Origin of the sequence: Magnetospirillum sp. (assembly GCA_027532905.1) — a bacterium.
Classification (GTDB): domain Bacteria; phylum Pseudomonadota; class Alphaproteobacteria; order CACIAM-22H2; family CACIAM-22H2; genus Tagaea.
The window spans coordinates 1,158,008-1,180,051 of sequence record JAPZUA010000002.1; the positions used below are offsets into that span (position 1 = coordinate 1,158,008).

Here is a 22,044-nt window from a genome sequence, read left to right on the forward strand (position 1 = left end):
CGATGAGGGGCTACGATGCATCCTATATGAATGCGTTGTCTCCCCCATCGTTCGCGCAGCACGAAGCGGCAGCTGAAAGGCTGGAGCCTGTCGGCATCGACCGCCACGTCTTGGCGATTGAACCGGTGGCGCCAAGCACGCCGTGCGCTGCCGTCTACGATCGGTTCGTGTCCGATCCCGATCTGCTCGCAGTCCCAATCTGCGCGGACGGGCGCCCACTGGGCCTCATCGACCGCTACCATTTCTTGCGCCAACTTGCGCACAGCTACGGGCGGGCCCTATTCGCGAACAAGCCCGCGACGGTTATCATGGATCGCGATCCGCTGGTCGTGGATCGCAACATCGACATCGTGGCGCTGCAGCATCTGATCGCCGACGACCGGCCGTCCGCCCTCACGCGCGGTTTCATCGTCGTGGCGGACGGGCGCTATGTCGGCATGGGAGCTGCGTTGGGCTTGCTGCGCGCGAGCCTGTCGGAGGCGGCCGCAGTCAATCGGCGCTTGGCGGAGGCGCTCGAAGCCTCCGAATCCGCTTCGCGGCTCAAATCGCGTTTCTTCGCCAATCTCAGCCACGAGCTGCGCACGCCGCTCAACGCCATCATCGGCTTTGCCGAGATCATGTCGGGCGCCATCATGGGGCCGATCGACCGGCGCTACCGCGACTATGCCGACGACATCCATGGGAGCGGCAAGCATCTTCTGTCGCTGATCAACGACCTGCTCGACATGGCCAAGCTCGAAGCGGGCGAGATGCGCGCCGAGCGCCAGGCGACCGATCTTGCTGGCGCCGTGGAGTCGGCCCTGCGCATGGTCCGCGAAGCGGCAAGGCGCGCGCAGCTCACGCTTGTCGTCGAGATCGACGAGCCCGCCGCAACGGTCGAGGTCGATCCGCGCCATCTGCGCCAGATCGTGCTCAATCTCCTGTCGAATGCAGTCAAGTTCACACGCACGGGCGGAAGCGTCGCGGTGCGTCTGCGCAGCGATGCGCAATGCGGCCCGGTCATCGAAGTCGCGGATACCGGGATCGGCATGACGCAAGACGAAATCGAACTGGCGCTGAAGCCGTTCGGCCAGGTCGCAAGCTCGCTCGCGCGCGACCACGACGGCACAGGGCTCGGCCTGCCGCTCGTGACCGCCCTGTGCGACCTCAACAATGTCGGCTTCCGCATCGCAAGCGAGCCCGGCGAAGGTACCCGCGTGGCGCTCGACTTTTCGAAGGTCGAATTGCCGTCGATACCGGCAGCGGCAAGGCTGGCGGCGAACTGAGCGATCCGCCATAGTGGACGCGATGTTGCGCGTTCTGACGCTTCTGCTGCTCTGCCAGTTGGCCGGCGAAATCGCGGCACGCGCCGCGAGTTTGCCATTGCCGGGGCCTGTGATCGGTATGGTCTTGATGCTCGGCTGGCTCGCCTACAAAGGCGGCGTGGATGCCGACACGGGCAAAGTCGCGGGCGGCCTGCTCGAACATCTGTCGTTGCTGTTCGTGCCTGCCGGTGTCGGCGTCGTGCTGCATCTCGACATCATTGCGGCCGAGTGGCCCGCCATTCTGGCGGCCCTGTTCGTCTCGACGTTGGCCGCAATCCTCGCTGCCGCCGCAACGATGCGTTGGCTTGCGCCAACCGATGGCGGCTCGTCGAAATGAGCGATCAGCTGTTCCAAGCCTGGGTTTATCTTGCGGCGACCCCGCTCGTGGGGCTGACGGCCACCCTGCTCGCCTACCAGATCGGATATGCCGTATTCTTGCGCGCCAACCGCAATCCGCTTGCCAATCCGGTGCTGATTGCGATCGCGCTGCTGGCCGTCCTTCTCTGGATTTCAGACACGTCGTACCAGCGCTATTTCGAGGGCGCCCAGTTCGTGCATTTCCTGCTTGGGCCCGCGACGGTCGCACTTGCCGTGCCGCTTTACCGAAACTTCCAGACGATCCGCCGCACGGCCTTTGCGATCGGTGCGGCGATCGTCGTGGGCTCGCTTGTCGCGATCGTGACGGGGATCGGCACAGCGTGGCTGCTGGGTGCTTCGCGCCAGACGCTGTTGAGCCTTGCGCCGAAATCGGCGACGACGCCGGTTGCGATGGGCATTTCCGAGCAGATCGGCGGCCTGCCCTCTCTCACGGCGGCCCTCGTGATCTTGACCGGTATCATCGGCGCGACCTTCGCAACCTTACTGCTCAACGCCGCCGGCATCAAAGATTGGCGCGCGCGGGGACTTAGCGTGGGCATCGCTGCACACGGCATTGGGACGGCGCGCGCGTTTCAGGTCAATGAAGTCGCGGGTGCGTTTGCGGGCGTGGGCATGGGCTTGAGTGCCCTCGCCACGTCCCTGCTGGTGCCGGCGATCGTGAAACTGCTGCTCTAGCGGCTTTACTCGGCCGCAGACGTGACCTGCGGGGCGAACCCGCCCTGCCCGATCGCCGCAATCCAGAACTGTTCCATGCGGCGCAGCGTGTTCTCGAGCTGCGTCAGATCCTGGGGATTGAGCGTCGAGCGCGTGAGCTCGTCGGCATGGCGCTCGAACACCTTGTCGAGCAGCCCGTGCAGCTTGATGCCGGTCTCGGTCAGCTTCACGCGCACCGAGCGGCGGTCGTGCGGGCTGCGCGCCTGCGAGATGTACTCGTTGTCGATGAGTTTCTTGAGATTGTAAGAAACGTTCGAACCCAGATAGTAGCCGCGCTGCGTGAGTTCGCCCACGGTGAGCTCGTCGGGGCCGATATTGTAGAGGATCAGCGCCTGGACGTTGTTGATGTCGCGAATGCCCATGCGGTCAAGCTCGAGTTTCACGACCTCGAGAAACTGGCGATGCAAACGCTCAACCAGCGAAACCGAATCCAGATAGTCCTTTTTCAGCGACATGCTCATGACCCCAAAAACTCACATGTATTTTAACCAAAATACGGGGAAGCGCCCGATAAGTCATGACTTACCTTGCAACATATTGATAATGCCCGAAAAATCTTTTGCGCCAAGGCCCGCCGAAGCCATCAAAGCATACAAAGACTGGGCTGCAGCCCCCATCGGCGTCGCTTGGCCGACAGTTTGCGCTGCATTTTGCGCAAGCTTCAGATCCTTCAACATCATGTCGGCCGTGAAGCCGGGCTTGTAGTCGCGATTGGCAGGCGAGGTCGGCACCGGGCCCGGCACCGGGCAATAGGTCGTCATCGACCAGCATTGGCCCGAGGATTTCGAACTGATGTCGAACAGCTTCTGCGCATCGAGCCCGAGCTTGGCGGCAAGGCTGAAACCTTCGGCGACCGCGATCATCGAAATGCCGAGAATCATATTGTTGCAGATTTTGGCGGCTTGGCCGTTGCCAGGCCCGCCGGCATGCACGATCGTTTTGCCCATCTGGGCAAGATAGGGCTGGGCACGCGCGAAACCGCCTTCGCTGCCGCCGACCATGAAGGTCAATGTCCCCGCCTCCGCCCCGGTCGTTCCGCCGGAGACGGGCGCGTCGAGCATCTCGAGCCCGCGCGCGGCCGCATCGGCCGCCACGCGGCGCGCCGTATCGACGTCGATGGTCGAACAATCGATCAAAAGCGTGCCGGCTTTGGCGGCAGGCAGCACCTCGCCATAGACCTTCTGCACATGCGGGCCTGCGGGCAGCATCGTCACGACAATGTCCGCACCCGCGGCTGCATCGGCGGCCGACGCGCACGCAATGGCACCGGCCGCCGCGATGTTCGCCGCCGCCACGTCGAAGCCACGCACAACGTGCCCTGCTTTGACGAGGTTGCGCGCCATCGGCCCGCCCATATTGCCCAAACCGATAAATGCGACTGTCGCCATCTTGTGAGGCTCCTTTTTGTCAGTCGATGAAGGTGAGTTCGTCGCCGAGTGCGAGCGGTGCGAAATAGCGCGCGACGGCGGCCGCATCGACCGCGTCGAGCGAGGCAGGCGTCCATCGGGGCGCCTGGTCCTTGTCGACCAGAACGGCGCGAATGCCTTCGTAGAAATCGTCGGCCGCCATGCAGCGCTGGACCATGCGGAATTCCATGCGCAGCGCATCTTCGATCGACAGCGCCGTGCCGAGATCGAGCTGCCGCAGCGAGATTTTGAGACTGGTCGGGCTCATCTTGCGCAAGCGCAAGGCGAGCTTCGCGGTCCATTCCTGCCCCTCGGCATCCAGGGCCGCCAAAATCCCTTCGATGCTGTCGGGTGCGAAGCAGCGCGCGATCGCGGCTTCGCGCGCGGGCAATTCAGCCGGCCCCGGATCGGCATGAAACGCGGCCAACACGCGCTCGGCCGCATCGTCGCCCAAGGCCGCTTCGAGCTCGGCCAAGCGTGCACTCGGCACATAATGTGTGGCGAGCCCGAGGTGGAGAAGATCGGCCGCCTTCAGCCGCTCGCCGGTCAGCCCCAGGAAACGGCCCATGCGACCGGGCAAGCGCGGCAGAAAATACGAGCCGCCGACATCCGGGAACAGACCGATGGCGGTTTCGGGCATCGCAAACAGCGTACGCTCGGTTGCCACGCGATAACGCCCATGCACCGACAAGCCCACGCCGCCGCCCATGCAAATACCGTCGATCAGCGACACGATGGGCTTCGGGAACCGCGCGAGCTGTCGGTTCAGGCGGTATTCTTCGAAAAAGAAATCACGCGTAAGCGCGCTTTGTTTGCCGCCGCGCTTGGCGGCAAGCCCCGCCTCGTAGGCCGCGCGCACATCGCCGCCCGCACAAAAGGCGCGCTCGCCCGCGGCTTTGAGCACGATCTGGCGCACGGACGCGGCCGCCGCCCATTCGCGCAGCTTCGGCGCGAGTGCTTCGATCATGCCAAGCGTGAGCGCATTGAGCGCTTTGGGGCGATTCAAGATTGCCGTCGCCGTCTGGCCGTTCGTGCCGAACAGGATTTCCGCTTCGTCCACTTTGTGTCGCTCCGCTCTAGCTGGCCGCAACCCGCGTCGGCGGCAAGATCAGCACCGCTGTCGTGCCGGCACCCAACACGCTCTCGAGATGCAGCGTGCCGCCATGCAGCTCGGCAAGCCCGCGCGAAATCGCAAGCCCAAGCCCCGTGCCCGGCACGTCGGAAGCTGCGATGCCGCGCAGCCGCTCGAAAGGTACGAACACGGTTTCGAGGGCTTCGCCCGGGATGCCGGGCCCGTTGTCGCGCACGCGCAGCTCGACGCTGCCGTCCCGCAAGTGATTGACCGCAAGATCGACGCGCCCGTCCGCCGGCGTGAATTTGACCGCGTTCGACAGAAGATTCAGCAGAATCTGCATCAAGGCACGCCGATCGCCGTGCAGGACGATCGCGCTAAGTGCGGGCGCCTGGACGTCGATATTCTTCACGCGCGCAAGGCCGAATGTCGCGTCGATCGCAGCGCCGATCAGCGCTGCAAGATCGACCTTCTCGTTGCGCAAATCGAAACGGCCCGCTTCGATCTTCGTGAGATCGAGCAGCTCGTTGATGAGCTGCAGCAGATGCTGCCCGCTCTGCTCGATGGCACGCGCGAATTCGCGGATCTTTTCGGGCGCGATGCGCTCGCTCTCGGCCAGCATCGAGGAATAGCCGATGATGCCGTTGAGCGGCGTGCGCAGTTCGTGGCTGGCGGTCGCAAGAAACATCGATTTGATCTGGCTCGCGGCCTCGGCCTTGCGCCGCTCGGCGGCAAGGGCAGAGATCGTCAAAGCCGTCATCGCCAAAGACACGACGAGCACGCAGGCGAGCTGCAAGCCATTGCCTGCCCCGGTCTGGAAGGGCCCGAGCCCCGCGACCGTGCTGGCGCACGCGACGATCGCCACAAGCGAAATCAAAGTCTGTGCGGCGCGCAGCGACATGCGCAGCGTGATCCATGCCGCCGGCACGACGAGCAGAAACGGATAGGCCCACGACACGACCGAATTGGGCGTGAGCTGTATCTGGAAGATTGCCACCGCCGACAGAGCAACCGCCGCCCACACGACGCGATCCGAATTCTTGGCCGTCTCGCTTCGGCTCGTATCCGGTTCGCGCTCGAGCCGCAGCCACAGGATGACGGTCACCGCCAGAAAGAGCGTGCCGCCGCTGTCAGTCAGCAGCCAGCCGAGCCAAATCGAGCCGACGGTCGCAAGATCGAAGCCGCTGCCTGCCGACACCGTCAAAGCGCCGCCCAAGCCGCTGATCGCCGGGCTCAGCAAAGTCGCATAGAGCAGAAAGGCCGATACGCCCTTGATGCTCGCGAACATCCCGCCCGATGGCCGGTGCCGGCGCAGCAATATCGCCGCGACGAGAGGACCCGCTGTATTGGTTGTTGCGATCGCCAAGGCCGGCAGAATCGGCGTGTCGAACAAAACAAAATTCGCAAGAAACGCGCCGACGAAGATCCCGCCCGCAAGACCAAAGCCGCCGGCGATCGCGGCCACCATCGCAACGCTGGTCGGCAGCCAGATCGGGGCCGGAAACAGCCCGTATTCGGCAAAGAAACGGGACACGATCGTCGCCAGCACGAAATACGCCGTCGCAACGGCACCGTTCGCGGCGAGCCACGGCACGGCGCGTCGCGTCTGCAGAAAGTCGGGAAGCCACGGATTGGCGGCAGCGATCATCATGGGGCGAGCCTAGCGTCAAACCGCCGCCGATTGCCACAGGCAAGCGGCGGATGCGGGCGCGGGCCTAGTCGCCCAACAATTTGCGCGCCATCAGCACGCGCATGATTTCGTTGGTCCCTTCGAGGATGCGATGAACGCGTGCATCGCGCAAGTGCCGCTCGACCGGATAATCCTTGAGATAGCCGTAGCCGCCGAACAGCTGCAGCGCTTCGTCGCACACCGCAAAACCCGCATCTGTCGCAAATCGCTTGGCCATCGCGCACTGGTAGCTCGCATCGGCCGATTTTGCGTCGAGGGCTGCGGCCGCCCGGTGCACAAGCAGACGGGCCGCGTCGAGCAACGTCGCCATATCGGCCAGGCGAAACTGCAGTGCTTGGAACTCCGCCAGCTTCTTGCCGAATTGCTGGCGCGCTTTCATATGGTCGCGCGCGGCTTCCATCGAGGCGCGCGCGGCCCCAATCGAGCAGGCAGCGATATTCACGCGACCGCCATCGAGCCCCTGCATCGCGATCTTGAAGCCCTCGCCCTCCGCACCCAGACGATTGGCGACGGGCACTTCGCAATCCTCGAAGATCACCATCGCGGTCGGCTGCGAGTTCCAGCCGAGTTTGTTCTCCTGCTTGCCGAACGAGAGGCCCTTGCTGCCCTTCTCGACCGCGATCGCCGAAATGCCCTTGGGCCCGGCCCCACCCGTACGCGCCATCACGACATAGACGTCCGATGCGCCTGCACCTGAGATGAACGCCTTGGTACCGTTCAGCACATAGATGTCGCCGCGCCGTTCGGCGCGCGTGCGCAAGCTCGCCGCATCCGAGCCCGAGCCGGGTTCGGTCAGGCAATAGCTCGCGAATTTCGCCATCGCCGTCATGTCGGGCAGCAATTTCGCGCGCAAGGCCGTATCGCCGAAGCGGTCGACCATCCAGCACGCCATGTTGTGGATCGACAGATACGCCGCCGTCGATGCGCACGCGGTCGACAATTCCTCGAACACCAACGCCGCTTCGATGCGCCCGAGACCCGAGCCGCCGAATTCCTCGCCCGTATAGATGCCGGCAAGCCCCAACGCCGCCGCCGCGCGCAGTGTTTCGACCGGAAACATCTTTTCGGCATCCCAAGCGGCCGCGTGCGGCGCCATCTGCTCGGCGGCAAAGTCGCGCGCAAGGCTTTGAATGGCGCGCTGCTCGTCGCTGGGCTCGAAATCCATCGCGGCACGTCTCCCCGTTCGGTCTTTGCCGCAATTTCGACCAGAACGGTTGGAAAGACAATGTCGTTTCGCTAAGTTCGGTCGATCGAGGGGACAACGGGGGGATTCGTCGATGGCTTTTCTGGGACGCTATCCGCGCACGCGGCTGCGGCGCAATCGGCGCGACGTGTGGTCGCGCGCATTGTCGGCCGAAACGAAACTCACCTGCGACGATCTGATTTGGCCCGTCTTCGTGGCCGAGGGCAAAGCCGCACGCCATGCCGTGGCCTCGATGCCCGGCGTTGCGCGCGTCAGCATCGACGAGCTTGTGAAAGATGCGCGCAAAGCCGCCAAGCTCGGCATTCGCGCCATCGCCCTGTTCCCGAATACGCCGCCCGCGCGCAAGAGCGAAGACGGCGAGGAATCCGGCAATCCAGACAATCTCGTGTGCCGCGCCGTGCGCGCCCTCAAGAAGGCCGTTCCCGAAATGGGCGTGGTGTGCGACGTGGCCCTCGATCCCTACACGACGCACGGCCAAGACGGTCTCGTGCGCGACGGCTACGTCGTCAACGATCCGACCCTGCCCGTTCTGTGCCGCCAGGCCCTGGTGCAGGCGCAGGCGGGCTGCGACGTGATCGCCCCCTCCGAAATGATGGACGGCCGCATCGGCGTCTTGCGCGACGCGCTCGACCAGGCAGGCTTCGAGCATGTGCGCATCATGAGCTATGCCGCCAAATACGCGTCCGCCTATTACGGCCCGTTCCGAGATGCGGTGGGCTCAGGCTCCGCCCTCGGCAAGGGCGACAAACGCACCTACCAGATGGATCCGGCCAACAGCGACGAAGCGCTGCGCGAAGTTGCGTTCGATCTCGACGAAGGCGCCGACATGGTCATGGTCAAACCCGGCCTGCCCTATCTCGACATCGTGCGGCGCATCAAGGACACGTTCAAAGTGCCGACCTTCGCCTACCAAGTGTCCGGCGAGTACGCGATGCTGATGGGGGCGATCGAGCGCGGCTGGCTCGACCGCAAAGTCGTGTTCGAAACCCTGCTGGCTTTCAAACGCGCCGGGGCGGACGGCATTCTGACCTATTCGGCAATCGACGTTGCGCAAGCGCTGAAAAGCTAGCCCCCGTTGATGGAAGAATCAGCGCTGTTTTTTGTCGAAGGCTTGCTGCTGGGCGCCCTGCTCGCCGCACCGTTCAACGACCGCGGGATTGCCCTTGTTGGCCGCAGCCGCCGCGACGGCTTTGCGTCCGGCATTGCGGCGGGCTGCGGCAGCGCCTTCGCGGATCTCGTCTATGCTGGCCTTGCCGGCTATCTGGTTGCGGGCCTGCTCGCCGGCTGGATCGCCGACAACGACTGGGTACGGCAGTTCGGCGCGATGATGCTGCTGTGGCTGGGGTGGCAGGCCTACAACGCGCCGTTGATCGCCCCTGCCCCACCCGAAGGCGGCAGATCGCTGCTGCAGGCGGCAACTTCTTCGTTTTCGCCCGCGATCGGCAATCCGACTTGCCTGGTGGTATTCGTCACCGTGTTCATTGCCCTAGGCGCCGATCGCGGCGGGGCGGATGCGGCGGCGAATCTTGCGCTCGGCGTGTTCCTGGGGGCTGTCGGCTGGGGAATCGCGCTTGCGGCATCGCAAGCGGCGATCGACGCGGCAAGCCAGCGAACGATCAACCGCACGTCGGCCGTGCTGCTTGCAATCGCTGCTTTTGCGGTCGCCGGCGGCTTCGTGTGAAACGAGGGCTGCGGCTACTGCAGCAGAAATTCCGAAACGATGCGGATCTGGTCGGGCGCCATCAAGGCGGGCGCATGGCCGCAGCCCGCGATCTCGACGGCCGCACAGTTTTTGCGCTTGGCCATGCGCACCAGCGTTTCGCGCAGCAGCAGGTCGGACTCGGCCCCGCGAATGGCGAGTACGGGAATGCGGATCTGGTCCCAAAACGCCCACAAAGCGAGATCGTCGGCGGGCTTGTCCTGGAACGGCTTGCCGATCGCAGGGTCGTAGCGCAGGCGCAGATCGCCGTCGTCGGACTCTTCGGCGCTGTGGAATGCCAGATGCATCCATTCGGCATCGCTGAGCTGGCCGAACGGGGCGTGCACCTTGCGCAAATAGGTTTCGACCGCACCGAAATCCTGGAAACGCGGATCGCGCCCGACATAGGCCCCCAAACGCTGCAAGGCCGCAGACGGGATGAACGGGCCCACATCGTTGAGCACCAAGCGGCCGATAAAATGCCCGCGATGGGCCGCGAGCAGCATGCCGATGAGCCCGCCCATCGACGTGCCGATCCAGTCCACCTTCTCGACGTCGAGCCGCGCGAACAGCACGGCGATCGTCTGCATGTAGGTGGGGTACGCGTAGTCGTCGGCCTTGGGCAGCCAGTCGGACTCGCCGCGGCCCGGCATGTCCGGGCACACAACACGGCAATCCTGTTCGGCAAGGGCGCGCGCCAGCACGTCGAAATCGCGGCCATTGCGCGTGAGGCCATGCACGCACAGCACGGTGCGTTTGGCGCGCAAAGGCCCCCACTCGGTCCAGGCGAGCTTGAAAAATCCGGAAGGCCCGAGCACGGGCATGCTGCATTCGCGCGGCGTCATAGCCATGTTTCTACCTTGATCGAGCCGCACTGGACAACCGCGTCGGCAAGTCCCTAAAAGAACAGCGCTGCCGCCCCCGTTTTGGAATCGATCTCGCCGATGAAACTCACGTCCCGCGCCGAGGGCTATCTTTTCGCCCTTGCCGCCCCTTTGTGCTGGAGTTTCGGCGGCGTGATCATCCGGACGGTCGAGGCGGGCCCGTGGGACATCGTGTTCTGGCGCGCGGCCGCGCATGTGGCGTTCTTCCCGTTCGTGCTGATCTTCATGTTGCGCGTGCCGATCCTGGGATCGCTGCGCGACGGCGGACGCATCACGCTCGTCTCGGCGCTGATGATTGCCGGCACATTTTCGCTGCACGTGCTGGCGATGACGTCGACGAGCGTCGCCAACGTGCTGCTGCTGCAATCCACCTCGCCCATTCTGGTCGCTTTGCTCGGCTGGTCCGTGCTCGGCGAACGCGTGGCGCTCGCGAGCTGGATCGCGATCGGCGTGGCATTTTCGGGACTCGCACTGGTGATGGGTGGCGCCATCGGCGAGGGTGCATGGATCGGCAATGCGATGGCCTTGGGCGTCGCATTGTGCTCGACCGTCAACGTTCTGCTCGTACGCCGCTTGCCGCGCCTCGATCTGCGCCCTGCGACATTGGTCGGGGCCGCCCTCGCTTTGGCGATGGGCTATGCGTTCGGCGACGTTTGGGCTGTCGATTGGGGCAGCGTTTTGGCTTTGCTGTTTTTGGGCGTGCTGCAGCTGTCGGTCGGGCTCGCCTTTTTCTTTTCGGCCCTCAAGCGCCTGCCGCCGGTCGAGGTGACATTGATCGCGATGCTCGAGCCGGTGCTGGGGCCGATTTGGACCTGGCTTGCCGTCGGCGAAGTGCCGGCCTCCAGCACGATATATGGCGGCGCCATTTTGCTCGCGGCCCTCGTCTTCAACACGCTTGCCGCCGCGCGCGCCAAGACCGTGCCATGAGTGCGAACGCCAAAGGTGTGGCGCTGATGGTGGCGGCCGCACTGTTTTGGAGTACCAGCGGCCTTTTCGTGCGCGCACTCGAGACCGACCATGCGTGGCAGATGGTGTTTTGGCGCTCGGTCGGCATGGTGCCGATGCTCGCGGCCTATCTTGTGTGGCGTTACGGACGTGCCGCCCCCGCCGCCGTTTTCGCCCTTGGGCGTGCGGGATGGATCGCGGGCGCGCTCCTCGCCTCGACCTTCTTTTTCTTTCTCTACGCCGTCAGTGCGACGACCGTTGCGACAGCGCTGTTCCTCATGAGCACCTCGCCCTTATGGGCGGCATTGCTCGGCCGCTTCGTTCTGGGCGAAGCGCTTGCGTTGCGCACGCTGATCGCGATCGCGGCCTGCGCCGCCGGCGTTGCGATCATGGTCGGCGACGCGCTTTCCTTCGGCTCGATCCTCGGTCCGCTTTCCGCCTTGTGCGTTTCGCTCGCTTTTGCAGCCCAAATCACCGTCGTGCGCAAGGCGGGTGCTAACATCGACATGGTGCCGAGCGTGCTGGTGGCGGGCGTGCTTTCGGCTTTGCTCGCCTTCCCGTTTGCGGATATCTGGGCGATCTCGACACACGACATCGTCGTGCTGATGGCCATGGGCGTGATCCAGCTCGGCCTCGGCTGCATGCTGATGACCATGGCCACCCGCCATTTGCGCGCGGCCCAAGTGGGGCTGATCGCACTCCTCGAAACCACGCTCGGGCCGTTTTGGGTGTGGCTCGTCTATGCCGAGGAACCCAGTTCCGCCACCCTGCTGGGTGGGGGCATCATTCTCGCCGCCCTGCTCGCCAACGAACTTTGGGCCGCCAAACGCGCGCGTGTTTAAGCCGCTTGGCCCTGCGCTTGCGGATCGGCTAAGACTGTGCACCGATCCGTCTTGATGCCAGGAACAAAACCGCCGATGACTGCCGCCAAAACCGGCCCGCTTGCGGGCATCACAATCATCGATATGTCCCGCATTCTGGCAGGGCCCTACTGCACCTTGCTGATGGCCGAACTCGGCGCGCGCGTGATCAAGATCGAAGATCCGCGCGGCGGCGACGACAGCCGCCAATACGGGCCCTTCATCGACGGCGAGTCCGTGTATTTCGCGGCCGTGAATCGTGGCAAGGAAAGCATCGGGCTCGACCTCAAGAATTCCGAGCACCGCACGATCTTCGAAAACCTGCTGGCGAAGGCCGACGTGCTCGTCGAGAATTTCCGCCCCGGCACCATGGATCGGCTCGGCTATGGCTGGTCGGCATTGCACGAGCGCTTTCCGCAGCTCATCTATTGCGCGGCTTCGGGCTTCGGCCATTCGGGTCCGCACAAGGACAAACCCGCCTACGACATGGTCGTGCAAGGCTTGGGCGGCATCATCAGCGTGACGGGCCACGAGGGGGCACCGCCTGCGCGCATCGGCGTTTCGATCGGCGATCTTGGTGCGGGGCTCTATGCTGCCATCGGCGTGCAAGCGGCGCTCTTCCATCGCTTGCGCACGGGCGAAGCCACGTTCGTCGATATCGGCATGCTCGATTGCCAGTTGGCGCTGATGGAAAACCCGGCGGCTCGCTATCTCAACACGGGCAAAGTGCCGGGGCCGATGGGCGGGCGCCATGCCTCGATCACGCCGTTCGGCATTTTCCAGACCGCCGACCAGCCGATCATCATCGCCGCCGGCAACGACGGCCTGTTCCGCAAGATGGCGGCCGTGCTCGAAGCACCCAAAATGGCCGAAGATGCGCGCTACGCCACGAACGGTCTGCGCACCGAAAACGTGGCCGCACTCGAGGCCGAGATTTCCGCCATTCTCGCCAAACAACCTTCGGCCCATTGGCTCGAGCGGCTCGACCAGGCGGGTATCCCGGCTGGCCCCATCAACGACATCAAAAAAGCGATCGACCATCCGCAGACGGCGGCGCGCAATATGGTCGTAGAGACCGCGACCCCGCGCGGACACAAAGTCAGCGTGATCGGCAATCCGATCAAGATCTCGGGCTTTGCCGATCCCAAGACGCGTGCCCCTGCCCCTGCCCTCGACCAAAACCGTGCGGCCATTCTGGCCGATCTTGCCGCGCTCAAGGAAAAACCATGACCGACATCGTTCTCGATCCCGCCGCCCTCGCCGCACATCTTGCCGGCAAACATTTCATCGACGGCAAGCTCGTACCGGCCGCTGCCGGTGCGACGTTCGATGTGCGCAGCCCCGCAACGGGTGCGCTCGTGGCCAAAGCCGCTGCAGGCGACGCGGCCGACGTCGACCGCGCGGTCGTGTCGGCGGCGGCGGCACAAATCGCGTGGGCCAAGGTGCCCGCACGCCAGCGCGGCAAGCTTGTCGGCGATTGCGCGCGCCTGCTCGATGCGCACAAGGAAGAGCTTTCGCGCCTGATCGCACTCGAGACCGGCAAAGCGCTGCGCACCGAAAGCCGCGTCGAAGCGGGCGTGCTCGCCGATGCGCTGCATTTCTACGCGGGCCTCGGCAGCGAATTGAAGGGCGAGACCGTGCCCTTCAATCCGGACATGCTGACCATGACGATCCGCGAGCCGATCGGCGTGGTCGGCGCCATCATCCCGTGGAACGTGCCGATGATGCTGATGGCGCTCAAGATCGCGCCCGCCCTGGTTGCGGGCAACACGGTCGTGGTCAAAAGTGCCGAAGAAGCGCCGTTTGCCGTGCTGCGCATCTGCGAACTCATGGGCACCGTCCTGCCGCCGGGTGCTTTCAACATGCTCTCGGGCATGGGCCCCGAATGCGGCGCCCCCCTCGTATCGCATCCCAAAGTCGGCAAAATCACCTTCACGGGCTCGGTCGAGACCGGCAAGATCGTGTCCAAACTCGCCGCCGACAAGCTCATCCCGGTGACGCTCGAACTCGGCGGCAAAAGCCCGATGATCGTGATGGACGATTGCGATCTCGACCGCACGGTGGCGGGTGCCATCGCGGGCATGCGCTTCACGCGCATGGGCCAGAGCTGCACTGCATCGAGCCGCATGTATGTGCAGGCCGGCGTGCACGACCGCTTTGTGGCCGCCCTCAAGGCCAAGGTCGATGCGATGAAGATGGGCGACCCGCTCGACGAGATGACCGACATCGGCACGATCGTGAGCCAAGGCCAGTTCGAGAAGGTCAAAAACTACATCGCCATCGGCATCGCCGACGGCGGGACCGCGAACGAATGTTCGGCCATGCCCACCGATGCGAAGCTGAAGCCGGGCTACTATGTGCGTCCCGTGATCTTCACCGGCCTGCCTGCGAGTTCGCGCGTGATCCGCGAGGAGATCTTCGGCCCCGTGACGGCCGTGATCCGCTTCCAAACGTTCGACGAAGCGATCGCGGCTGCCAACGACAGCGAATACGGCCTTGCCGCGACGATCTGGACCAAAGATCTCAAGACGGCCCTCGATGGGGCGCGGCGCCTGCAGGCAGGCTTCGTGCAGGTGAACCAGAACCTCGTTGTGCAGCCGGGCTTGAGCTATGGCGGCGTCAAATCCTCGGGCCTCGGAAAGGAAGCAACGCTCGAAGCGATGCTTGAGCATTTCACGACGAAGAAGACCGTCATCGTGAATCTCGCCTGAACGCCATGGGCATCGTGCGCTGGATCCTGCGGTTGGCAACGGCGCTGCTGCTGCTCGGCAGTGCGGCGGCCGGGATCGGCGTGCTTTATCTGCGCACCGGCCTGCCGCCCAAATCGGGCACGCTCGCCGTTCAAGGGCTCGAAGCACGCCTCGAGATCCTGCGCGACGAGTACGGCGTCCCGTATGTCTACGCGCAAAACGAGCGCGATCTGTGGTTCGCCCTTGGGCTTCTGCATGCGCAAGACCGGCTCGTCCAGCTTGAGACCACGCGCCTGATCGGCCAGGGGCGGCTTGCCGAATTCGCAGGTGCGCGCGCGCTGCCGCTCGACCGGCTCAACCGCGTACTCGGCTTGGCGCAGGAAGCGCGCCGCATCTATGCGGCGATGGACCCGGATGCGCGCCGCCAGACCGATGCCTACACCGCCGGCATCAATGCGGCCCTGGCGACGCGCGACGGGGCTTGGCCGGTCGAGTTTCTCTATACCGGCTACCGGCCCGAGCGCTGGGAAGGCTGGCATGCGCTGCTGTGGGGCCAGCTCATGGGGCTTTCGCTGAATGCGAGCTGGCGCGACACGCTGCTGCGCGCCCGTCTCGGCGACCGGCTCACGCCCGATGTGATCGCTGCATTGTGGCCGCAAGCCGATCCCGCGCGGGCGGCCGCACCCGCCGATGCGAGCCTTGCCGCCCTTGCCGAAGCGACGGCCGCCGATTTGCCCGTAGCCGAAGGTACCGGCGCGGCTTCCAACGAATGGGTCGTGGCCGGATCGCGCACCGCGAGCGGCAAGCCGATCCTCGCCAACGATCCGCATCTGAGCTTGGGTGCGCCCGGCATTTGGTACCTTGTGCGGCTCGAAGCCCCCGGCGTGCGCTATGTCGGTGCAACCGCACCGGGTGCACCCGCTCTCATCTTGGGCCACAACGGCAATGTTGCCTGGGGCTTCACGACGACGAACGCGGATGCCGCCGACCTGTTCGTCGAACGGCTCGATCCGAGCGATCCCACGCGCTATCTCACGCCCGAGGGCCCGCGCAGCTTCGAAACGCGCGAGGAACTGCTGCAGGTCAAAGACGGCAAGCCCGAAACCCTGATCGTGCGCCGCACGCGCAACGGCGCCGTGATCTCAGACATCGATGCCGCTGCCCAGGCGACGGCGGGTGCGGGCCAAGTGCTGTCGCTGGCCCTACCCTTCCTGTTCGAACTTGACCGCACGGCCGAAGCGCTGATGCGCCTCAACCGCGCGCGCAATGCGGCCGAAGCGGTCGAAGCCACGCGCCTGTGGCAATCGCCGGTGCAGAACATGGTCTATGCCGACACGGCCGGGGCCATCGGCCTGCGCACGGTGGGGGCCATCCCCATGCGCGCGAGCCCGCCCTCGCTGCTGCCCTATGCGGGTTCAAGCCCCAATGTCGGCTGGACCGGCTTCGTGCCGTTCGCCCAGATGCCCGCCATCGTCGACCCGCCCTCGGGCTTCGCGTCCAACGCCAACGACCGCGTGGTGGGCCCCGATTATCCCCACCATGTAAGCTTCGCTTTCGACCCGGCCTACCGGCAGCGCCGCATCGTGGAGTTGCTCGAGTCGCGCCAGCAACAGGACGTTGCCTATCACGAAGCGGTGCTGGCCGACGCGCACTCGATCTTCGCGCGCGAGGCTGTGGCGGCGGCCCGGAACCTCACGCCGGTCGACGCCCAATCGCGCGCCGCCCTCGAGATGCTGCGCGGTTGGGACGGCCGCATGGACCGCTTGCGGCCCGAGCCGCTGATCTTCACGGCATGGATGCGCGAGCTCACGCGCCGCGGCCTCGATGCAGCCTTAGGGCCGATGGCCGATGCCGCTTTGCGCGAACGCCCCGCGCTGGCCCTCGCCCTGCTCGGCGGCGCTTCGCCCTTCTGCGCGCCCAACTGCGCCGCGATGGCCGAAGCAGCTCTTGGTGTGGCGCTGGACGAGCTCGGCCAGAAATACGGCCGCGATCTCAAACGCTGGCAATGGGGTGCTGCCCATCGCGCCCCGTTCGAGAACCCGATCTTCGCGCGCCTGCCGATCGTAGGGCCCTTGCTCGCGGTGGATCTGCCCACGCATGGCGACTATTACACGATCAACCGCGGCGGCATGCGGCTCTCGAATGCGGCTGCCCCGTACGCGCATGTGCACGGGGCGGGCTTGCGCGCCATTTACGATCTTGCCGATCTCGATTCGGCACTGTTCGTGATCGCCCCCGGCCAGTCGGGCCATCCGCTCTCGCCGCATTGGCGCGATCTGGCGCCTGTCTGGGCCGCCGGCCAGCATGTGCGCCTTGCCCGCAATCGCGCCGAGTTGCCGCCCGGAACGCCGTCGCTTGCCCTAATACCGAGGCCGTAAAACATTGTTTCGACTTCGTTATTTCATAAATTAACGAGCCATAAACAAATTTCCTTTAATTTTAGGCGAATAGCGTGAAACTTAGGGGCCGCCTTGTCGGGCGGCCCGCATCGGCGCATATTCGTGTGCGCTGCCGCAAACGGGACAAGAATGGCCGACGAGAGCAATCATCCAGTCATCATCATCAAGCGCGTCAAGAAGGGCCACGACGCGGCCCATGGCGGCGGCTGGAAAGTTGCGTATGCCGACTTCGTGACGGCGATGATGGCCTTCTTCCTGCTGCTGTGGCTGCTCAACGCCACCGACCAGGAAAAGCGCCAGGGCATTGCGCAGTATTTCACGGCCTTCGACGCGGTTTCGCGCTCGACTTCGGGCGCCGGCGGCGTGCTCGGCGGCGTGACGCTCGGCCCCGGCGATTTGCCGAACATGACGGGCGGCATTGTCGTGGGCGTGCCGTTGGCGCCCACCGGCGAAGAGGCCGAAACCGAAGGCCCGGACTTCGCCGACCCCAAAGGTGCGGCCAACGAAGATACCGAAAACCCGCAGCCCAATGCGCGCGGCGCCTCGGGCGTTGCGGCAGGTCCCTCGGGGCGCGAGACGCTCGGCGAACGCCGCCCCGGCGACCGTGCGGCGGGCAACCAGTTCAGCGGCAACCGGCCCGACGGCGACCAGAACGGCTCGGGTGCGGGCCAGAACCAAAACAGCTTCCAGCAGCAGATGCAGGCCGAAATGGGTCGGCGCGAGGAACAGAGCTTCGCGCGCGCCGAAGCCGATCTGCGCCAGGCTTTGCAGGATATCCCCGAGCTCAAACCGCTCGCCCAGAACCTGCTCGTTGACCGCACGCCCGAAGGCCTGCGCATCCAGCTCGTCGACCAGGAGCGCTACGCGATGTTCGCCTCGGGCTCGGCCGCCCCGGCCGAACAGACGCGCCGCCTTCTCGCGACCGTTTCGCGCATCGTGCAAGCGCTGCCCAATGCGATCGCGATCACGGGCCATACGGATGCCTCGCCCTTCCCGCGCGGGGCCCAGTACACGAACTGGGAATTGTCGAGCGACCGGGCGAACGCCGCACGCCGCACCATGATCGAATCGGGCCTGCCGGCCGCGCGCATTGCCCGCGTGATCGGCCGCGCCGACACCGAGCCGCTGATCGCCGACAACCCGGCCGATGCGCGCAATCGGCGGATTTCGATCGTGCTGCTCCGCGACATACCGCAATCGAGCTGACCCGCCTCAAAGCGAAACTTGCCAGCGAGCCTGCCGCAGTCCTAGGCTAAGCCACTCGCGTTAAGGGGCTTCGCGTTTGGGGGGATCGCTTTGGCCATGGATGCGCACACAGCACCGCCCGTGATCGACGCCGTCGTGAACGGCGCTTCCGCCACGCTGCCCGATTTTTCGGGCCTGCGGCGCCGGCGCATGTTCGCCTGGGCCATCGACGCCGCGATCTGCTGCGTGCTTGCTGCCGTCGCCGCGATCCCGGCTTTTTTCCTCGGCGTTTTCAGCTTCGGCATTCTGTGGGCGCCCGCCTGGTTCGCGGTTGCCTTGGTGCCGATGCTCTACCACGCGATCCTGCTCGCGGGTCCGCGCGGGGCGACATGGGGCATGCGCTTTGCCGGCGTGGAATTCACCGCCCTTGTCGGCGGGGGGCGGCCGAGCTTCCTGCAAGCACTCGTGCATTGGGTGCTGTTCTACATGGGCGTGGGCTTCAGCGGCGGCCTCATCCTGCTGTGGTCGCTGTTCGACCCGAACAAGGCGCTGCTGCACGACCGCATCTGCGGCGTGGCGGCACATCGCGCCGCTGCGGGAGGCAAGGCATGACCGCGCAAGGCAACAGCACCGCGCGCTTCTACTACTCGATGCCCTCGCCCTGCCCCTACCTCGACGGGCGCATGGAACGGCGCATCTTCGTAGATCTGACCGGCCCGCAGGCGGTGCTGTCCTACGATCTGCTGTCGGAAGCAGGCTTCCGCCGCTCGCTCGGCTTTGCGTATCGGCCCGCCTGCCCCGGCTGCAATGCGTGCGTGGCCGTGCGCATTCCGGTGAAGCACTTCGAATACACGCGCCAATGGCGGCGCGTGCTCGCCAAAAACCGCGATTTGCATGCCGAAATCTGCGCGCCCATCGCCACAGCCGAACAATACGCACTGTTCGCGCGCTACCAGGTCGGCCGCCACCGCGACGGCGAAATGGCGCGCATGGATTTCGAGGATTACCGCACCATGATCGAGGTCGGGGCCAACGCCTCGAACGTGGTCGAGGTGCGCGACCGCCACGGCACGCTGATGGGGGCAAGCCTTGTCGACCGCATGCAGAGTGGGCTGTCGGCCGTCTACTCGTTTTACGAGCCCGAGATGCCCGAACGCTCGCTCGGCAGCCATCTCATCTTGACCCTCGTCGAAGCCGCCCAGCGTGCGCAACTCGCGCACGTGTATCTCGGCTACTGGATCGGCGAGAGCGCCAAGATGGCCTACAAGGTCCGCTTCCAACCGCTCGAAGCCTTGACCCGCGACGGCTGGCTGCCGATCGACCAATCAGGTGCCGTGCTTTAGGCGACACGCGATCGAACGCCGCAGTCACTAAATTTTCCTAACGACAGTCACACTCGAGACTTAGGCCCCGCTCTTGCGGCGGCGAAATAGGCGACATTGCGTTGCCACCGGTTGCCGTAACCTATTTATCCATTTGATTCTAAAAGATCGTAACCACAATCTCGAAATTCAGGTTACGTCTTGAGAGTCGGCTTTCTGGGGGCCGAAAGCGACCGTCTTTTTTCACTTTTCAAACAGCGCAGGCCCGTTCGAGCGATGCCGTTATAGAAGCATATTCCTGCAAATTCTTCAAGGATTTTGCTTTAGGACGCGCCAACGACCGCGGCGGCGGCGGCGATAAGGCCCGCAACGGGGCTGTTCAACGGCCGCTCTCCGGCCGCGACCAAGTCGCTCGCACCTGCCATCGACGCTTGCGCCAGTGCCACCCGTGCGGCACCCCCGCGCTTGGCCTCGATTGCAGCGCGCGCGACCATGGCGAGATAGCGATCTTGCTGTCCGGCCTTGAAGGCGGCCCAAGCGCCCGGAACCAACTGCACGCGCACCTCGGCCCCTGTTGCCTGCGCGGCTGCCTCGAACAAGCGCTTCGTCGGCTCGACAGTGGTCTCGACGGCGCAGAGAACGACGATCTTGCCCCCGCCCTTTACGGCTTCGGCTGCGAGTGCCGCATCGACCCGCAGGATGGGGATGGCGGCATTCGCTGCAGCCGCCTCGGCTACGGGTCCCAAGGTCGAGCAAGTCAAGAGCACGGCATCGGCACCCGCACAAAGGTCCGTTAGAGCTGCGACGGCTTGCGCCGCAATCTCCGTCGTGAGCCGTCCTTCTTGCTCTGCTGCGGCAAGAAGGTCCGCACGCAGCGCATGGCGCAGATTCACGCCCGACAATCCTGCCGTTCGCAAGGCAGCATCGAACACCGCCACGTTGCTCTCGGCCGTATGGAGGCACGCGATTTGGACCATCTCGCGGGACATGGCTTGCTCCTGCAGATCACAAGTCGTTCTACAACGGGCAAAGCCAGCGTCAATGCCGGATTTTCAACCAGCCCAGAACCCGAAAGTTTCAAACAATTCGGCAGGCCAATCCCGGCGGCAAGCTGCACCTGGACCGCCACTGCTAGCTCCCGTTGCGAGCATGCATCTCGGGCATCCACATGTCGCGCCACGACGCAGGGGCTTGTTTGACGAGGCCCGTTTGCCGCATGAACTGGGCGGCGAACAGCACGCGGTTCGGCGCCGTGTCGAACGTCGTGTTCGGGTCGCGCAGATTTTCGGCGAGCACGCCCGCATCCAATTGCAGGCGCTGGGCGCGCACGAATATCCCGACCGAATTGCGCAGATCCCGGCGGATCGTCTGCATCGCTTCATCGAGCGCGTCGAGCACGGCCGCCGTCGCGTCCGGATGGCGCTCGCGAAACGCCAAGCGTGCGGCGACCACGCTCTGCGTGGCCGGTCCGTCGGTTATTGCCGTGCTTTCGGCCACGCGCGTGAGGTGCGGGTCGCGCATTTGCGTCCATTGCTGCGGCGGCCCGGACATGTGCGCCGTGATCGCGCGCGGCTCGGCCCCCGCCAGGGCCGCACCCGACAAGGCTGCAAAAGCCTCGGCCTGCGGCATCTCGACCATGATGTTTTCGTAGCGGTTCCAAGCTTGCTGCCCGAAAGCCTGCGCAGCCGCCATCTGCACGAGGAGGGCGTGCAAGCCCGCGCGCAAGACCGGAACCGCAATACGGTCGTCCGGCGCGAAGTCGCGGATCGTGTTCGTGCGCGACCCGCGCGCGAACAGCATGTGCGGGATCGAAGGGAGCGATGCAAGCGCGCGCACTTCGCGTGGGCTCCCCTTGGTCTTCTCCCACAACAGCACAAGGGCAGGCAGCGCGATCGCAGCGAAGTCGACCGCTTCGGCAAGCAGGGCGTTTTCCGTTCCGGCACCGGTCTGCGTCCATGCGACGGCAACATCGCGCAAGCCCTGGGCCGCAAGATGTTTTTCAACGAGCCGTGCTTCTTGCGCGATCGCCAGCGGCAACGCGGCAAGGCCCGGCAGTACGGCAATGCGCAGCCGCGTAAGCGCGTGTGCACGCAGGATCGAAGGGGCGAATAGGCCAAAAGCGGCCGCAGCGGCGAGGAAAGCGCGGCGATGCCGACACGGTGCCGTGCCGCCGAATTTCGGCGTGGCCAGCGGCACGGATGCGGGAAAGATCAAGTGCGCAGCTTACCGCGTTTGCGCCCCCTCGTCGCTGGTCTTGTATCGCCGCACGCGCGCGCGCATTCTTGGCCGCAA

21 protein-coding genes are annotated in these 22,044 nt (G+C 65.1%); 13 read left to right on the forward strand and 8 right to left on the reverse strand.

From position 1 onward, the window contains the following. Positions 1–26: 26 nt before the first annotated feature. The 3 genes from O9320_13555 to O9320_13565 are packed head-to-tail and all read left to right on the forward strand — an operon-like array spanning position 27 to position 2,357. Entirely contained in the window at positions 27–1,265 is a 1,239-nt protein-coding gene (locus O9320_13555) for a HAMP domain-containing sensor histidine kinase (GenBank protein MCZ8311872.1), read from the forward strand. A 22-nt stretch (positions 1,266–1,287) separates the two neighbouring features. Beyond that, positions 1,288–1,641 (forward strand): CidA/LrgA family protein, encoded by a 354-nt coding sequence (locus O9320_13560; GenBank protein ID MCZ8311873.1) that lies wholly within the window; start codon positions 1,288–1,290, stop codon positions 1,639–1,641. Next, complete coding sequence (locus tag O9320_13565) at positions 1,638–2,357, forward strand: LrgB family protein (protein MCZ8311874.1); 720 nt, start codon at positions 1,638–1,640, stop codon at positions 2,355–2,357. The genes O9320_13560 and O9320_13565 overlap by 4 nt, the downstream gene beginning before the upstream one ends. Positions 2,358–2,362: 5 nt before the next feature. Here the strand turns inward: O9320_13565 and O9320_13570 are convergent, their stop codons facing one another. The 5 genes from O9320_13570 to O9320_13590 form a co-directional block, all read right to left on the reverse strand. Further along, positions 2,363–2,845 (reverse strand): winged helix DNA-binding protein, encoded by a 483-nt coding sequence (locus tag O9320_13570; GenBank protein ID MCZ8311875.1) that lies wholly within the window; start codon positions 2,843–2,845, stop codon positions 2,363–2,365. 66 nt (positions 2,846–2,911) lie between these two features. Beyond that, complete coding sequence (gene mmsB / locus O9320_13575; protein ID MCZ8311876.1) at positions 2,912–3,784, reverse strand: 3-hydroxyisobutyrate dehydrogenase; 873 nt, start codon at positions 3,782–3,784, stop codon at positions 2,912–2,914. A 19-nt stretch (positions 3,785–3,803) separates the two neighbouring features. Further along, positions 3,804–4,862: an enoyl-CoA hydratase/isomerase family protein gene (locus O9320_13580; protein ID MCZ8311877.1), complete on the reverse strand. Its 1,059-nt coding sequence runs from the start codon at positions 4,860–4,862 to the stop codon at positions 3,804–3,806. Positions 4,863–4,878: 16 nt separating this feature from the next. Beyond that, on the reverse strand, positions 4,879–6,525 hold the full coding sequence (locus tag O9320_13585; protein MCZ8311878.1) for an ATP-binding protein: 1,647 nt from the start codon (positions 6,523–6,525) through the stop codon (positions 4,879–4,881). Positions 6,526–6,589: 64 nt separating this feature from the next. After that, positions 6,590–7,729, reverse strand: coding sequence for an acyl-CoA dehydrogenase family protein (locus O9320_13590; GenBank protein MCZ8311879.1), 1,140 nt, complete (start codon positions 7,727–7,729; stop codon positions 6,590–6,592). Between the two features lie 112 nt (positions 7,730–7,841). Here O9320_13590 and hemB point away from each other — a divergent pair, with 112 nt between their 5' ends. Together hemB and O9320_13600 are read left to right on the forward strand one after the other, a co-directional pair. Next, a complete protein-coding gene (gene hemB, locus O9320_13595; protein ID MCZ8311880.1) occupies positions 7,842–8,837 on the forward strand; it encodes a porphobilinogen synthase in 996 nt (331 codons plus the stop codon). Positions 8,838–8,846: 9 nt separating this feature from the next. Continuing rightward, positions 8,847–9,449 (forward strand): LysE family transporter, encoded by a 603-nt coding sequence (locus tag O9320_13600; GenBank protein ID MCZ8311881.1) that lies wholly within the window; start codon positions 8,847–8,849, stop codon positions 9,447–9,449. Positions 9,450–9,463: 14 nt separating this feature from the next. Here the strand turns inward: O9320_13600 and O9320_13605 are convergent, their stop codons facing one another. Beyond that, positions 9,464–10,312, reverse strand: a complete 849-nt coding sequence (locus O9320_13605) for an alpha/beta hydrolase (protein MCZ8311882.1) — start codon at positions 10,310–10,312, stop codon at positions 9,464–9,466. A gap of 99 nt (positions 10,313–10,411) precedes the next feature. Between O9320_13605 and O9320_13610 the strand changes: the two genes are divergently transcribed. The 8 genes from O9320_13610 to O9320_13645 all read left to right on the forward strand — a co-directional run bounded on the left by O9320_13610 (position 10,412) and on the right by O9320_13645 (position 19,773). Beyond that, on the forward strand, positions 10,412–11,278 hold the full coding sequence (locus O9320_13610; protein MCZ8311883.1) for a DMT family transporter: 867 nt from the start codon (positions 10,412–10,414) through the stop codon (positions 11,276–11,278). After that, entirely contained in the window at positions 11,275–12,138 is an 864-nt protein-coding gene (locus O9320_13615) for a DMT family transporter (GenBank protein MCZ8311884.1), read from the forward strand. The genes O9320_13610 and O9320_13615 overlap by 4 nt, the downstream gene beginning before the upstream one ends. A 75-nt stretch (positions 12,139–12,213) precedes the next feature. Further along, a complete protein-coding gene (locus O9320_13620) occupies positions 12,214–13,386 on the forward strand; it encodes a CaiB/BaiF CoA-transferase family protein (protein MCZ8311885.1) in 1,173 nt (390 codons plus the stop codon). Continuing rightward, a complete protein-coding gene (locus tag O9320_13625) occupies positions 13,383–14,867 on the forward strand; it encodes an aldehyde dehydrogenase family protein (protein ID MCZ8311886.1) in 1,485 nt (494 codons plus the stop codon). The genes O9320_13620 and O9320_13625 overlap by 4 nt, the downstream gene beginning before the upstream one ends. Positions 14,868–14,872: 5 nt before the next feature. Beyond that, complete coding sequence (locus O9320_13630) at positions 14,873–17,224, forward strand: penicillin acylase family protein (protein MCZ8311887.1); 2,352 nt, start codon at positions 14,873–14,875, stop codon at positions 17,222–17,224. A 150-nt stretch (positions 17,225–17,374) separates the two neighbouring features. Next, positions 17,375–18,451: an OmpA family protein gene (locus O9320_13635; GenBank protein MCZ8311888.1), complete on the forward strand. Its 1,077-nt coding sequence runs from the start codon at positions 17,375–17,377 to the stop codon at positions 18,449–18,451. Positions 18,452–18,547: 96 nt separating this feature from the next. After that, entirely contained in the window at positions 18,548–19,042 is a 495-nt protein-coding gene (locus tag O9320_13640; protein ID MCZ8311889.1) for an RDD family protein, read from the forward strand. Then, a complete protein-coding gene (locus O9320_13645; protein MCZ8311890.1) occupies positions 19,039–19,773 on the forward strand; it encodes an arginyltransferase in 735 nt (244 codons plus the stop codon). Before O9320_13640 ends, O9320_13645 begins: the two co-directional genes overlap by 4 nt. A gap of 302 nt (positions 19,774–20,075) precedes the next feature. Here the strand turns inward: O9320_13645 and O9320_13650 are convergent, their stop codons facing one another. Further along, a complete protein-coding gene (locus O9320_13650) occupies positions 20,076–20,741 on the reverse strand; it encodes an aspartate/glutamate racemase family protein (protein MCZ8311891.1) in 666 nt (221 codons plus the stop codon). A 142-nt stretch (positions 20,742–20,883) separates the two neighbouring features. Then, positions 20,884–21,966 (reverse strand): ABC transporter substrate-binding protein, encoded by a 1,083-nt coding sequence (locus O9320_13655; GenBank protein MCZ8311892.1) that lies wholly within the window; start codon positions 21,964–21,966, stop codon positions 20,884–20,886. Positions 21,967–22,044 lie beyond the last annotated feature (78 nt).